A 13,991-nucleotide genomic window follows, 5' to 3' on the forward strand; every position below is an offset into this window, starting at 1 on the left:
TCTTTCCTTTGTGAAACCATACGGCAGGCTTACGCCTTGCCTCATGGTAAATATAGCAAGGAGAGACATATATATAAGAACGGCTCCCCAAAGGGAGCCGTCCTAATAGGTTCTAGGCGCGATCTAGCCTAAACAGACTTACTTCACTTCGAAGTAGTAGGTCTGGACCGTCTTGCCGTCCTGGGAAAGCTGGATAATCTGCTTGCCCTTCGGGAGGTCGCCCGTGATGCGGAAGAGGTTTTCGGCAACGTAGGTGACAGTCAGGTCGGTAGACTTGCTCTTGTCGGCGAAGATGCCCTTCTTTTCGTAGGCCTCGAAGCCCTTGCAGTCCTTGTGGTTTGCAATGTTGTCTTCAATTGCGGCGAAGGATTTCGCGACGAGCGGAGAAGAAACGGAGTTTGCGTTCACGAAGAGGACGTTGATCTTGCTGTCGACGACGAGCGGAGCCTTGAGGGCGTTCATCTTTGCGGCCGGAGCAGCGGCAGGTGTCGGAGCGGCAGCCTTCTTGCCCTTCTTACCCTTCTTGCCCTTCTTGTCCTTCTTGTCGGCCTTCGGCGGGGTCGGCGGGAGCTTGGCGCCTTCGGTAACGGCAGGCATCTCGAGACGGTAGCCGGCGATAGATTCGGTGCACTGCGTAGAGAACAGCACCCATTCGTTGTTGATCTTGGTCGGGGCCTTCTCGCCCGTCTTGTACAGACCCGGGTTCACCTGGTCACTGTAGATGTAAAGCTTGACCTTGAGGTTCGGTTCGGCCTCGGAAGTCTGGATCGGGTTACGGCTCTTGATGTACTTGGAACGGCCGGCAAGGATGCGGTAGCTTCCAACGGGAACCTTCTGGAACTTGAATTCGCCCTTCTGGAGTTCTTCCTTAAACGGGTACTTTTCCTTGGTGGTCGTGTAGATAGTGGAGTCCATCCATACGGTCGGCATCGGAACCGGCTGTTCGGTGAACGGATCGAGCACAACGCCTTCGATAGTACCGGTCTTGTCGCAACCGGTCATGGCCATGGCGATGAGTGCCGTAGCGCATGCAGTAAGAATTTGTTTCTTCATCTTGTTTTCCTTGTTTTTGAAACCGAGTTGAATTTAAAAAAAAATGCCCCCCGCAACGTGGAGGGCATCGAAAATAGCCTGAAATTAAGCTTCTTCTTCGGCCTTTGCGGGTGCAGCCTTGCGGGTCTTGCGCTTTGCACCAGTGATGTTGCCGGCGAAACGCTTGTTGAAGCGGTCGATACGGCCAGCCGTATCCACGCGGTGCTGCTTACCCGTCCAGAACGGATGGGTATCAGCGGTGATTTCCAGGGAAATCACGCTATGTTCAACCCCATCGATAGTCTTCTTTTCGGCGGAAGACTTCGTGGAGCGGGTGATGTATTCTTTACCCGTATTCGCATCGACAAACACGACCGGTTGATAGTTAGGGTGGATACCTTCTTTCATTTTTCAAATCCTATTGAAGTGAATATTTGGAGTTGCAAATTTAGCAGATTTTGCGAATTTTGGCAAGATACGGGCGCTTTTTTTGTATTTTTAGGGCATGAAATCGCTGAAATGCCTACTTGCCGCTCCCCTTTTCGCGGGTCTTGCCTTTTCTCTGTATGCCTGTAACGATGAACGCCCGCAGGCAAAAATCATCGTGGTGGACCAGAAAATGCCCCTGATCGAGTGGCCCGACAGCATTTACGTGAACTCGCTCGACTCCATCCTGGCGCTCGAACCGGTCAAGAAGAAAGACCACAAGGAAGACGTGAATCTCACGTTTAATTCCAAGAATGCGCCCGTTTTCAAGCTGCCGAGTTCCGTGACCGGGAAGAAGGATTCGCCCAAACAGCCCGATAAGGCGGCAAATCTCAAGAAGCCCGCCACCGACAAGCCGGCGGGTGAATCAGGCAAATCGGCCGAAAATTTCGCCTCGAAGTTCATGAATGCGATGAGCGCGCTACAGTCTGACCCGAACAACACCTCGCTTTACCGCATGGTCGAGGTCCGCGATGGCGAAGACCTGCCCAAGTTGCTGCGCCGGACCTACGGTGCAGGTTCGCAGGCCCTCCCCGGCTTTTTTGTCAAGTCCGCCCTGCAGACAGTAAACCCCGGCAAGGATGTCGACAACCTGAACGCCGGGGATAAAGTGAAAGTGCCGAAAATCTAGGGATTAGCGGTTTATGAGGACACGCCTGAACTGGCGGCTCCCGTTTTCACGAACAACGTAAACGCCACTTTGGAAGCCAGCGGCACGCAATGACGCCTGCATATCGCCGTTGAACGCGGCGTGTCCGAGCATCTTCCCGTTCATGTCAAAGACTATCAACGTAGCCTGCGCGGAGAACAATGCCGGTGCGGAAGTGTGCGGAAGTGTCGGAACAGCCTTCACCGTACCTACCGAATCGTCCGCGACCGCATACCAGCGTGCCAAATCTAGGCTCGCCGTCGCATCCGTTGGTGGCGTCGTGAGGTTCGCGCCGTAATTTGCGTTATTCAGCATGCCGTCGTCGACCATGCCATAGAACACGCCCTTCGTAAGTTCCTTCGTGAAGTTGTTCTCGAGGTCGCCGCGAAGCTGTGCCGTGCCGGAAAGTTTCTTGCCGTTTACCGCCCACATCACGCCATAGACCTGTGCGTAGTCCGTCACGGTGGTGTTCACGATAATCGAAATCGCCCCCACCTTCGCGTGCCCGCTAATTGTGCCACTCACGAGCCAGGCGTCTTCTTCGAGCACGGCATCGTCGGAAATTGTACCCGCAGTTACGAGCGCACGCCCGCGGACAGTCGCATTCCCGCTAATCGTCCCGCCGTTAATGACCGCGAAATCCTCGATTCGCGCGTTTCCGGAAATCGTCCCGCCGTTCACGACCGCGTCGGGGCCCACGTACACGCTCGCATCGACCTTCGCCTTGCTGCTCACGAGGCCACCGCCGTTGCTATGCTGCTTGTAGCCGCTCGCATTCGCGGGCTTCCAGAAATCCTTGTTGTAGCCCTCGGGAGCGCCGTTTTCCACCTCGATCATGTACGGGTAGCGGAAAATGCTGTAGTAGAACTGGTCCCAGAGAATCGTCTGCATCTCGGTCGGCGTTGCGGTAACAGCCAGCCACAATGCCTTGTCGCTATCCTTCGTCTCGATTTCCAGGTTGAATCCCGTACCGTGCTTCATCTCGCTGTAACGCGGCGTGCCATCGCTGCCTTCCGCAACAAGGCCGACTGTCCATCCCGAAGCCGGGTTCGGCAACGCATCCGGCGCGTAGTTGCACCACCTGTACGTCTTGCCCATGTAGTAATCCGTATTGTCGCCAAAACAGGTGTAACCGTTCACGGTCGGCTTGTCCTGCACGATTCCGCGGAACTTGACCGTGACCTTCCCCGCCTTTTCGGGGTAGATGCGCACTAGGTTATAGCCCCAGCGCTGCGGAGCCCAGTAGCTTGGCGAAATGTAGCGGTCCGCGCACGCCTCGCCAGCATTCCCGCCAGCAGCCTCGCCCGTCGTACATTCCATCTTGTTCAGCATGGTCACGCGCGGGTGCCTGCGGTAATTGTCGCCCCAGCCCGAAGATTCGCGCCTCGTCGCAAATTCGTAATCGCCCCAGGACTTCTTGTACAATGTCTTTTTCGCGGGCGCATACTCGAGCGTCGCGTTCTTCATCGCGAACTTGCCGAACTGCTGGTTCAGGCTATCGAGCGACCAGCCGAAAACCTTCATCATGGCCGTAAACGGCGTCTGCTCCATGCGACCGCTTTCCCCGTCGCGGATAGATTCCATCCAGATGCGGTTCACCTCGTGCGCACCCTTGTTGCCACCGCCGAATTCTTCCTTGAGGTGCTCCAGGAATTGCCAGTTGCAGTAGCGGTCACGCGTGGAGCCGTAATACAGGTACGGGAAGTTGATGAGGTATTCCGCGCAGTGGGCATCGTTCGGATTATATTGGTGGGCCATCCAGTTCGCATGGCTCTCGGCGAACCAGCCCGAATGGCTATTGTTGCCCATCCAGCCCGCCACTCCCTGCAGGCCGTGCGCAAACTCGTGCGAAGTTCCCCAGTAATCCTTGAGGGAACCCACGCCAATCCACATGCCGGGCCCGTATTCGCCATTCAGGCCCTTCACGTAGTCCTGCCCGCCGTAGAGCGCCGCCATCACGGAGTTGTCGAACACGTAGATGTTGCTCTTGAGTTTCTTATCCGGACTGCTCGGGAACGGCAGCATCCAGCCAAGCGAATCGATGTAGAACGAAAACACCTTCTCGAGCGACTGAAGCACGCCCTGCGCATCCGCATTCGGAATCGAAACATTGTTCGCCTGCCCGTCATCCGTCGTAGGCTTCTTGCAGACCTCGAAATGCTCCGATTCGGCAATCAGCGTAAAGCCGTTGCTTGCGCACTGGTTCACCCACTCGATGGCCGCGGCGTTCGAAACCAACCCCGCCACGGCAAACCCAACCAACATCCTGTTCAATTTCATTGCGTACTCCAATTAATACTGCACAAAAATCCCGACACACCCGCATCGGCTACTAGTGAATTTATCCTTTTTTCGCAAAAAAAGAAGGGCTCCGGCATATTCCGGGCCCAAAAGCGTGTAAAATCCGTGCAGAAACCTAGCGCCCCAGTTTCTTGAAGTCGGGCGTGAGCCTTGCACAGGCGCTGTCCTTCGGGGCGCTGCGGTACAGCACGAGTTCCTTCTCGAAGATGCCCTTTGTGGAGGCGCTTACCATCCACTTGGTTCCTGCCGGGCAGTTCTCGAGCGGAACCTTTGACACAGCCGTAAAGCGGCCGCCTGTTATCTTGTATTCAAATGTACTTGTCGAGAGCGAATCGGGTATCTGTAGCGCATTCGCATTGCCGATGACCTTCCCCTTGGCGAAGAAGGCTCTCTGTGCGTTCATGTATTCTATTGCCTTCTGCTGCATCTCGTCGATGGAATCCGTTATTGACGCGGCCTTCACCTTCTCGTGGCAGCTTGAAACGGCAAAGAAGGCTACAACGATCGCGAGCACGACTGCGAACGGAACGGCAATCTTCTTGAGCGGGATGTTCCCGACTTTCGTAAGAACTTCGCGTAAGGATTCATTCGCGTCTTCCGATGCTGTATCGCCAGTCTCCCACTTGAGCAACTTGAATGCTACGAGCACATGTATGAAGGGCCGGGGCATGGCAAATCCTGCAAGAGCGATGGCGAACAGGATGATGGATATTACCAGGAAAACGGTCAGCGCTGTTTCGGCACTGGGCAGTAGGTTCTGGACTTCCTTGAGCAGGTTGAGTAACTGCTTGTCTTCGGCAAAGTTCTGCGACGCGAACCGCCCCGTAAAGTTGTTATAGCGTGCGAGGCCGAGCTTAACACCGTCCGCAGCCATGACGAGGACTGCCGAAAGTAGGCGTTCCAGGAATAGGAAAACCATACCCACCAGGGCAATCACGGAGGCGATTAGCCGAGCTGTCCTTACCGGAGTCAAGCCGTTCATTTAGAGACTCCTGCGAGTTCCTTAGCGATTTTTTTCGCTGTGGTAAAGTCGGCCTTTCCGGTACCGAGCTTCGGCACCTTCTCCACCGCAAACGCCACCGCAGGCAACATAATCGGCGGGAACCCGCTCGCGCGCAGTTCCGAAAGCACATCCTTCGGGTCCTTTTCACCCTGGTAAAGGAGCACAATCTTCTCGCCCTTCGCGGAATCCGGAATCGAGGTCACCACGTAGTCGCAACCTTCGAGCACCGGCGTGTCTTGAATCTTCTTCTCGACGGCACCGAGGCTCACCATTTCGCCGCCAAGCTTCGCAAAGCGGCTGTAGCGGTCCACAATCGTAAGGAAGCCGTCCTCGTCGAGGTAGCCCTTATCGCCCGTGCGGTAGTAGCGCTTGCCGTTAATATTTACGATGACGCTCTTGGTGCGTTCCTCGTCCTTGAGGTAGCCCACCATCACCTGGCAGCCACCGATAAGGATCATGCCCGCCTCGCCCGTAGGCAAGGGTTCGTTCGTATCGGGGTCCACAATCAGGAACTGCGAACCCGGGAGCGCCATGCCCACCGTACCCGGCTTGTTGTTCACCTGCATGGTCATGTAGTCGCTGTGCAGGTTGTTCTCGGTATTGATACTTGCCACCGGGGCCGTTTCGGTACAGCCGTAGCCTTCGTAGATTTCCTTACCAAACTTGAGGCGGAACGCAGTAGCAAGTTCGGGGCGCAGGGCTTCGGCACCGGCGATAATCAGGCGCACATACTTGAGCGCCATCGGGTGTACGTAGCGGCTAATAGTAAACGCACGCAGGAACGTCGGGGTCGCCACGAAGGCAGACACGCGGAACTCCGCACACACGCGGGCCATGGTCTTCACGTCGGTCGGGTCGGCCACGGTCACAATCGGGCAGCCTTCCGTGAGGTTCAAAAGCGTCGTCACCGTAAGGCCGAAGCTGTGGAACAGCGGGAGTTCCGAAAGCATAACGTCGGCGCGGGTCACGTTAAAGATACAGGCAAGCTGCTGGATGTTGCCCATGAGGTTCCTGTGGCTCAGCATCACGCCCTTCGGGGTTCCTTCGGAACCCGAACTGAACATGATGGCGGCAATGTCATCCAGCTTGACATGCTTGCGGAAGCAGAGCTTGATGAGCCAGCACGGTGACACGATGCAGAACACGATAAAGAACGCAATCTTTGCCTTCGGGATAACCTTCATGAAATCCTCGGCATAGAACAAGCGCAAGTTCTCGCTAGCAATCTTCGAGTAGTCGTTGCCGCGGCCCTTGAGCTTTTCGATAAACTGGCGGCTCGTTATAACGGTCTTCACGTCGGCACGGGCGGCACAGAACTTCACGTTGTCTACAGAAGAGGTGTAGTTCAGGTTCACGTTCGTCTTGCCCAGGAGCCAGAGCGCCAAGTTCACGATGACTCCCGCCGGAGAAGGCGGCAGCATTATACCCACATTCTTTTCTTCGGGGCCAAGAATTTTTTTGAGGTGCCTGCTGAACGCAATGACAGCGCCCATCAACTTGAAGCCGGAGAAGTGACCGCCGTCGGGATTGTAAATGGCAGGTCCGTGCTTCACGAACTTCTTGTAGGTGCGTATCCAGCTGTCGCCAACGGGCTTCACGAACGAAACCGCATAGTCCCAAGCCGATATCGAGATGTTGCGGATGATGGTTCGCACCTCGTTTGCGGGCGTCGTTGCGGGAATGGAGTTCCCGAAGGCAACCGTCACCGTACGTTCGGCCGAGGCTCCATACATGTTGGAACCGCTATAGCTGTAGTTCGAGCCCCAAAGTCCCTGGATGTAGAACGGCACTACCTGAGCGTCGGTGCCCTCCACCGCCTTCGAGTAGTCAATGCTGAACGGTTCCACGTGCGGGGACCTCGAAACTTCGCCCGTCGGGAAAATGACGACCGCGTGGCCTGCCATAAGGCGGTCATGAATCTTCTTCATCGCCTCTTCGGGGTGGCGATTGTCGATGCGGATGCTCCCCAGGCGCTTGAGCAACGAACGCAGGTACCACTTTTCGAAATGGTCCTTGTTGCCGGCAATGCAGAGCGGGCGCGGGCAGGCCATCTGCAGCATAGCCCAGTCTATAAAGCTGTGGTGGTTACCAACTAGGAGCACCGGTCCATCGTTCGGGATATTGCCCACGTTGAGCACGCGTATCTTGTAACGGCTGAACACCAGGCGCAACAGCGAGCGGACAAGCGCCTGCGGAAGGTTCAATATGGACCAGTAGAACACGCCCACCGAAATGACGGAAAGCCCGATGAAGTAATAGTGCGGGCGGAGGTCCGTGTACTGCATGATAATGGTATACACGAACAAGAACACCACAAGCACGAGGGCCTGGATAAGGTTCGCAAGCGCAATCACCCAGCCGGAATTGTTCGGGCGTGTGTTGTACAGCAAAAGCGCATTCACCGGCACAAGGAACATGCCGCCAAAGATACCGATAGCCGTATACAGAATAGAAAGCGGTACAGGATGCACGAAGAACGGGATAAGGAACATGCCGATAGATGCCCCTATCATGCCAAGCGGGATAAAGCCGGTCTCGATGAAGTCCTTGGAATTACGTGCAGAGATGATGGAACCGACCATGAGGCCGACAATGGTGAAAGCGAGGTAGTTCTGGAGCGTATTGACGGTCTGAGAACCGGAAACGTCCTGGAACATGAGCGTAAAAACCTGCGCCATCGCCCAGAACATCGAAAGCGTGATGATGGTCGCGCGCAGCGTGCGGTGGCGCCAGCCAAAGCTCAGACGGCGACGGGCTACGGAGAACTTCACGTTCTTGTCTTCGTACTTGACCTTCGGCACGAGGAAGCTCGCGACTGTACCCAGCACGCTCACGCCGGTCAAAATCCAAGGAATGACGACGGACTTCGAAAGCAAGAATCCCACAGCCTCGTAGCTGACAAGAGATTCGAGGTCGATTAGGTTTATGCCCACGATAGCAAGCCAGCTCGAGGCCATCACGCCGATAAGCGAGAAAATCTGCAGGAATGCGTTAGCATAGCTCAGGTTGTGCACGCCGAACATTTCGCGGATAAGCGCGTACTTGGCTGCACTGTGGACGGCAAAGCCGGAAGAAAGCCCTATGGCAAGCCAGAAGGCGACTCGCGGGCAGTTGCAGGTCACGAGAACCGCCTGCGCAATGACAAACGCCGTCATGAACAGCGAGGACCACGCCAGCACCTTGTTCTTCGAGAACCTGTTGGTGAAGAACCCCGCAGGCCAAATCATCAGCACATAGGGGGCGATGAAGAACACCTGGAGCATGAAAGTCTGCCAAATCTGACCACTGTCAGAATCGGAGAACGATCCAGAAAGAATTTTCTGGGCATAAATAAAGACGCCACACTGTACGAAAGTCGTCGCGAGAATGGACAGGAAATAACGGACGGAGCCTTTAACTTTCCACATTTATCATTCCTTGTAAAACAAGCCTACCATTAAGACTTGCGTGCAAATCTAGAAAAATAGATGCTTCTTATCCGCGCATCAATTTCTCGATTTCGGCGATTTCTTTTGGAATTTTTCTCGAAATGTTTACAAAACCGCTTTTTGTAATAAGCAGGTCGTCCTCGATGCGGATGCCGATTTTAGCCGTAATCCGTCTGCCTCCGAATATGCCCGAAAACTTGCCGTATAGGCCTGGCTCGCACGAAATGAGCATGCCCGGTTCGAGCACAACGTCGAGCGAACGCGAGCCGGGGTCGCCCTCGTGTATCTGCTCACCGATGAAGTGGCTCACCCCATGGGGGCGCCTGTCGTATAGTAACTTGTATGTGCCCCTCGCTCCCTTCACGAGGCGTTCTTCGAGGGCGGTGAGGATATAGTCCCACGGGATCTGCCCGATTTCTCGCAGCGAGACACCGGGTTTCACGGATTTCTGGTATTCCCTGCCTGCATCGAGCACTATCTGGTACAGGAGTTTCTGAAGAGGGTCGAACTTGCCATTTGCCGGGATGGTGCGCGAGATGTCGCTATGGAGCGTCCCGATGCGTATCCCGAAGTCCAGGAGCACGAGATCCCCTTTTTTAATTTGTTCATCCTTTTTCACGTAGTGCAGGCAGCAGGCGTTCTCGCCGCCGGCACATATTGTCGGGAATGCGAGGTCGCCATCGCTTCTGCGCAGCATTTCGTAGTCGAGCCGCAGCGAGAGTTCTCGCTCGTTCTTGAAGCTGTGCACTAGCGGCAATACGGTGCGGAAGGCGCGGTCTGTCACCTGTTGAGCGGTCTCGGCGTCCCTAATGCGTTCGCGTTCTAGCGGGAGGCGCAGCTTCCAGTGCAGCGAGGCAGCACTCCGCAAAGAAATTCCCGTGCCACGCAGGGCGTTGCTCATCGATCTCCTGAACCGGTCGTTGTGGTCATCCTTGAACTTCTCGAAGTAGTAGGCGTAGGCATGGGAGCCTTTCGGAAGTCTCGATGCGCGCATGGCGACTTCGTCCCAGAGTTCGCCCGCACTCCTTACGTCGGTTATACCCGTAATCCTCTTCACCTCTTCCCCATTTCCGCTGTAGCCCAGGCGCTTCCCGTTCCAGAATTCCCTGAAAGGGTCCTTGGGCTGTACGAACAGGATTTCCTCCCCCGTCTTGGGGTCGAGCAGCAGGTAGCAGCCCGCCTGGTTTATGCCCGTGAGGTAGAGGAAGGCCGGTTCCTGGACCATTTTGTTCCATATCTGCACAAAGGCCTCTTCCGTGCCCGGGTCAGCCGGCATTCCGGCGACGACACAGAACGAATCTAGCGCATCTAGCATGGCCTTGCGGCGTTTTTTGTACAAATTCTTGGAATTGTAGCGCGGGGATTCGATGAAAACCTGCGAATACGGCCTAGAAAATGCTCTTGCTGCCATTTTTTCCTCTGAAAAAGTAAAATTTCGCTATAAATTTACCATTTTCGCTATCGTTCCACATTAAAATATTATAGATTTTAGGCATCACAGACTAGAATGGAGCCTGATTAAAATGTCTCTTACAAAAAAATGGAAACTTATCCTCGCCTCTCTCTCCTTTGCATTCTTTACCGCATGTGCCGGCGGATCTAACGGCGGCAGCGACGATGCCGGCTACGCCGGTGATGACGATACGGAAGAAGTCTCTGGCGGCGGTAGCAGCAAGAAGAAGGCTTCTGCCCCGAAGGAAGTCATTGACGAGAACAAGCTGAAGAAGACTGAAGACGAAGCTATGGCTGCAAACGAAGAAAACCACAAGCTCCGTAAGGAAATCTTCGACGCCAAGAACAAGTTGGGCATTCCTGTGGAACGTCCCGACGCCGAGTAGGCAGTTTGGAACATTATTCCATCTCAGATAACCTGAAACGCATAGTTTCAGGTGAAAACGAAACGGTTTTCCGCTTATTGGAGAGCCGTTTTTGTGTTGAGATACAGACCAGACTCCCAGGACTGTCGGTGAAGACGACTGACAAGTCGGATGTCCATGGCCTGTTTTCCGTATTGGACCAGCTGAAAATTACCGCAAAGCGTGGCGGAGTGCTCAGTGCCAAGGAGGTCGAGCGCCTCCTCGGCCCGAAGGAGCCGGGTGATGTCGTTGATCTCGACGGCTTGCCGACGGCGCCCATCCTCCGCAACCGGTTCGGTATTGCCATCACGCCAAAGACCCGCTCGCAGGCCGAACTGGTCAAGGCGGTCGAAAAGAACGATATCATCTTCGCGAAGGGCCCCGCCGGCACGGGAAAGACTTTCCTTGCCGTGGCGCTTGCTGTCGCAAGCCTCGAAAACCACGAAGCCGAGCGCATCTGCCTGGTGCGCCCCGCAGTCGAGGCCGGCGAATCCCTCGGGTTCCTGCCGGGCGACCTCAAGGAAAAAATCGCTCCGTACCTGCGCCCCATCCACGACAGCCTCTCCGAACTCCTGCCGACAGAAAAACTCCGCCGCTACGAGGAGACCGGGGCCATCGAGGTGGCGCCCCTCGCCTACATGCGCGGCCGCACGCTCAAGCGTGCCTTCATCATTTTGGACGAGGCGCAGAACACCACCAGGGCGCAGATGAAGATGTTCCTCACCCGTCTCGGGCCCCACAGCAAGGCTATCATTACCGGCGACACTTCGCAGGTGGACCTCGCGAAGGGAGAGGAATCGGGCCTCAAGCATGCTATGCGCATTCTTTCGGGTATCCGCGGCATTGCGCAAATCGAATTCGACAAGACGGATGTCCTCCGCCATCACCTAGTCAAGGATATCCTACAAGCATACGAAAACAAGGAAAAGTGATATGAAGAAGAAACAGAAAAGAATCCATCTCGCCATCGGGTGGATACTTATCACGGTAATCGCCATTCTCCTTTTCCCCGACAAGAACATCGCCTTGCAGGCGGAGCACCCGCATTTGGGCCAGTTGAGCACGCGCACCATCGTGTCGACGCTCAAGTTCGATATTCCCAAGTCCAAGCAGGAAATCGAAATCGAACGCCAGCGTGCCGAAGAGAAGGTAAACGCCATCTTTGGGTACAATACCGACGAGACGAACCGCATCAGCGAGGACCTCAAGCAGTACATGCAGAAACTGGCGCAGTACGGCTACCTCCAGGCGCAGATCAGTGCGAATGGCGGTGCTTCGGCCGAAGGCAACGATTCCCTGCAGCGCAAGGTGCAGCAGGCCAGCCGCATTTATGAAACGTTGAAGCAGCGTATCTCTGTTACCGCCATTCGCCCGCTGAGCCAGAACTCCAAGGCGCGCGACTCCCTGCTCGCCACTTTCAACCGTATGCTCGAGAAGGGTGTTTCCAATACGCTTATCGCGAAGACCGAGACTGAGGTCCAGCTGTTCAGCAACAACTACAACCTGCAGAACACCAAGGCCATCATCTACAACAAGCCTACCGTTTCGCTTATCAAGGATAGCGAGGAGAACACGCTTGAGGTGAGCGAGATCCAGCCCATCCAGCGCCGCATCGAGGAGGCCTTCAGCCAGCTGCAGCGCGCGTTCCCTTCTGAACAGGGGCTCCAGAGCGCCTTCTACGAAATCCTGTACGTCTTTACGCTCCCCAACGTGTTCTATCTCGAAAAGGAGACGCTTGCCCGCAAGCAGGAAGCTCGCGACAAGGTCACCCTCATCAAGGGTATGGTCCCGCGCGGTGTTGAAATCGTGACGCAGGGAACCCCGGTGACCAAGGAAATCCTCGAGAAACTCGAGGCGTTCCAGCAGGCACAGCAGAAAGAAGAGAACGCCCGTACGCTTACGGCCCCCTATGGCCAGGCGCTCGTGTTCTTCGTCTGCATTACCATACTCTTCTGCTTCTTCGCGTTTTCCGCATCTACCAAGACCTTGCGTACCCCGCGCCAGCTTTGGAGCCTGATGGCGCTCCTCGCCCTGCAGCTCATTGCGTTCTGGCTCATGCACAACTTCTCGGATAGCCTCAACAAACTCAACGTGATGCCTCTCCCTGAGGGAATCGACATCATGTGGCTGTACCCGTTCGCCATAACGCCCGTCATTGCGATGGTGCTTTACGAACAGCGCATCGGTATTGCCTTCGAGGCCTTCTCCTCCGTATTCTTTGGCATTCTCAACGGCTACGACCTGGCTGCCATGGTGACTGTATTCGGGGTTCTCTCCGTCCTCACCTACCCGTTGGTCCGCATCCGCTACCGTATCCAGTTCGTGTGGTCCATGATGGCGGGCGTGCTCGGGCTTGCCGGTGCCATTTGCATCATGTTCCTGCTGCGCAACCGCATGGGACTCGTCCCCTTCTACCAGACGCTTATAGCGGGCTCCGTGAACATCATGATCTGTACTGCTGTCGCGTCGGTGTTCTTCATTCACCTTGTCGAGCGTATCTTCGGCATCACGACCGTCCTTACGCTCATGGAAATGTCCGACTTCAACCGCCCGGCGCTCAAGCGTATTTCCGAACTTTCTCCCGGTACCTTCCACCACAGCATTCAGGTCTCGAACCTTGCCGAGAAGGTCGCCGACAGCATCGGTGCAAACTCTCTGTTGGTGCGTGTTATGGCGCTCTATCACGATATCGGCAAGACCATGCGACCGGAATACTTTACCGAGAACCAGAAACAGGGCGTGAATCCGCACAACAACATCGATCCGGAACATTCCGTGAAGATTATCGTGGGCCATGTGGAGCAGGGCAACGTACTTGCCAAGGAATACAAGCTCCCCGACCTCGTTATTGCGGGTATCAACGAACATCATGGGACGACGCTTATCCAGTACTTCTACCACAAGGCGGTCGAGAAAGCGGCTGCCGAGGGTAAGACCGTGAACGAGGCGGATTACCGCTACAAGGGGCCGAAACCGCAGACAAAGGAAACGGCTATCCTGATGCTTGCAGACATCATCGAGGCCACGAGCCGCTCGATGACCGACCAGAACCAGGAAAACCTGGCCGACATGATCCACAATACCATCCAGGGCCGTTTCAACGAAGGGCAGTTTAGCGAGTGCGACCTTTCCATCAAGGAACTCTTCAAGCTCGAGAAGGCCTTCCTGCACAGCCTGGACGGCACGTTCCATACGCGAGTCAAGTATCCCGGCCAGAAATAATGTGGCATGCCAAA

Annotated in this window: 10 protein-coding genes; 4 read left to right on the plus strand and 6 right to left on the minus strand. The window is 55.5% G+C overall.

Going from position 1 to position 13,991, the window contains the following annotated elements:
• Positions 1-138: 138 nt before the first annotated feature.
• Both B7994_RS08990 and B7994_RS08995 read right to left on the minus strand, forming a co-directional pair.
• A complete protein-coding gene (locus tag B7994_RS08990; RefSeq protein WP_088638120.1) occupies positions 139-1,053 on the minus strand; it encodes a hypothetical protein in 915 nt (304 codons plus the stop codon).
• An 84-nt stretch (positions 1,054-1,137) separates the two neighbouring features.
• Positions 1,138-1,440, minus strand: coding sequence for a type B 50S ribosomal protein L31 (locus tag B7994_RS08995; protein WP_072811229.1), 303 nt, complete (start codon positions 1,438-1,440; stop codon positions 1,138-1,140).
• Positions 1,441-1,537: 97 nt separating this feature from the next.
• Between B7994_RS08995 and B7994_RS09000 the strand changes: the two genes are divergently transcribed.
• Positions 1,538-2,149, plus strand: a complete 612-nt coding sequence (locus B7994_RS09000) for a hypothetical protein (RefSeq protein ID WP_088638121.1) — start codon at positions 1,538-1,540, stop codon at positions 2,147-2,149.
• 3 nt (positions 2,150-2,152) lie between these two features.
• On the opposite strand, the gene B7994_RS09005 is transcribed toward B7994_RS09000, so the two are convergent.
• The 4 genes from B7994_RS09005 to B7994_RS09020 all read right to left on the minus strand — a co-directional run bounded on the left by B7994_RS09005 (position 2,153) and on the right by B7994_RS09020 (position 10,310).
• On the minus strand, positions 2,153-4,447 hold the full coding sequence (locus tag B7994_RS09005) for a DUF6055 domain-containing protein (RefSeq protein ID WP_088638122.1): 2,295 nt from the start codon (positions 4,445-4,447) through the stop codon (positions 2,153-2,155).
• 136 nt (positions 4,448-4,583) lie between these two features.
• Complete coding sequence (locus B7994_RS09010; RefSeq protein ID WP_088638123.1) at positions 4,584-5,450, minus strand: hypothetical protein; 867 nt, start codon at positions 5,448-5,450, stop codon at positions 4,584-4,586.
• Positions 5,447-8,878: an MFS transporter gene (locus B7994_RS09015; protein WP_088638124.1), complete on the minus strand. Its 3,432-nt coding sequence runs from the start codon at positions 8,876-8,878 to the stop codon at positions 5,447-5,449. Before B7994_RS09015 ends, B7994_RS09010 begins: the two co-directional genes overlap by 4 nt.
• A gap of 67 nt (positions 8,879-8,945) precedes the next feature.
• Positions 8,946-10,310, minus strand: coding sequence for an aminopeptidase P family protein (locus B7994_RS09020; RefSeq protein WP_088638125.1), 1,365 nt, complete (start codon positions 10,308-10,310; stop codon positions 8,946-8,948).
• Between the two features lie 112 nt (positions 10,311-10,422).
• Between B7994_RS09020 and B7994_RS09025 the strand changes: the two genes are divergently transcribed.
• From B7994_RS09025 to B7994_RS09035, 3 genes are all read left to right on the plus strand, one after another.
• On the plus strand, positions 10,423-10,737 hold the full coding sequence (locus B7994_RS09025) for a hypothetical protein (RefSeq protein ID WP_088638126.1): 315 nt from the start codon (positions 10,423-10,425) through the stop codon (positions 10,735-10,737).
• 128 nt (positions 10,738-10,865) lie between these two features.
• Entirely contained in the window at positions 10,866-11,687 is an 822-nt protein-coding gene (locus B7994_RS09030; protein WP_233143135.1) for a PhoH family protein, read from the plus strand.
• Position 11,688: 1 nt separating this feature from the next.
• Positions 11,689-13,977: an HD family phosphohydrolase gene (locus B7994_RS09035; protein WP_088638128.1), complete on the plus strand. Its 2,289-nt coding sequence runs from the start codon at positions 11,689-11,691 to the stop codon at positions 13,975-13,977.
• Positions 13,978-13,991: the final 14 nt, after the last annotated feature.

Source organism: Fibrobacter sp. UWR2 (assembly GCF_002210285.1).
Classification (GTDB): domain Bacteria; phylum Fibrobacterota; class Fibrobacteria; order Fibrobacterales; family Fibrobacteraceae; genus Fibrobacter.

Excerpts from the sequence above, each read along its gene's own strand:
- B7994_RS08990 (WP_088638120.1), bottom strand. The coding sequence starts at position 1,053 with ATGAAGAAACAAATTCTTACTGCATGCGCTACGGCACTCATCGCCATG.
- B7994_RS08995 (WP_072811229.1), bottom strand. The coding sequence starts at position 1,440 with ATGAAAGAAGGTATCCACCCTAACTATCAACCGGTCGTGTTTGTCGAT.
- B7994_RS09000 (WP_088638121.1), top strand. The coding sequence starts at position 1,538 with ATGAAATCGCTGAAATGCCTACTTGCCGCTCCCCTTTTCGCGGGTCTT.
- B7994_RS09005 (WP_088638122.1), bottom strand. The coding sequence starts at position 4,447 with ATGAAATTGAACAGGATGTTGGTTGGGTTTGCCGTGGCGGGGTTGGTT.
- B7994_RS09010 (WP_088638123.1), bottom strand. The coding sequence starts at position 5,450 with ATGAACGGCTTGACTCCGGTAAGGACAGCTCGGCTAATCGCCTCCGTG.
- B7994_RS09015 (WP_088638124.1), bottom strand. The coding sequence starts at position 8,878 with ATGTGGAAAGTTAAAGGCTCCGTCCGTTATTTCCTGTCCATTCTCGCG.
- B7994_RS09020 (WP_088638125.1), bottom strand. The coding sequence starts at position 10,310 with ATGGCAGCAAGAGCATTTTCTAGGCCGTATTCGCAGGTTTTCATCGAA.
- B7994_RS09025 (WP_088638126.1), top strand. The coding sequence starts at position 10,423 with ATGTCTCTTACAAAAAAATGGAAACTTATCCTCGCCTCTCTCTCCTTT.
- B7994_RS09035 (WP_088638128.1), top strand. The coding sequence starts at position 11,689 with ATGAAGAAGAAACAGAAAAGAATCCATCTCGCCATCGGGTGGATACTT.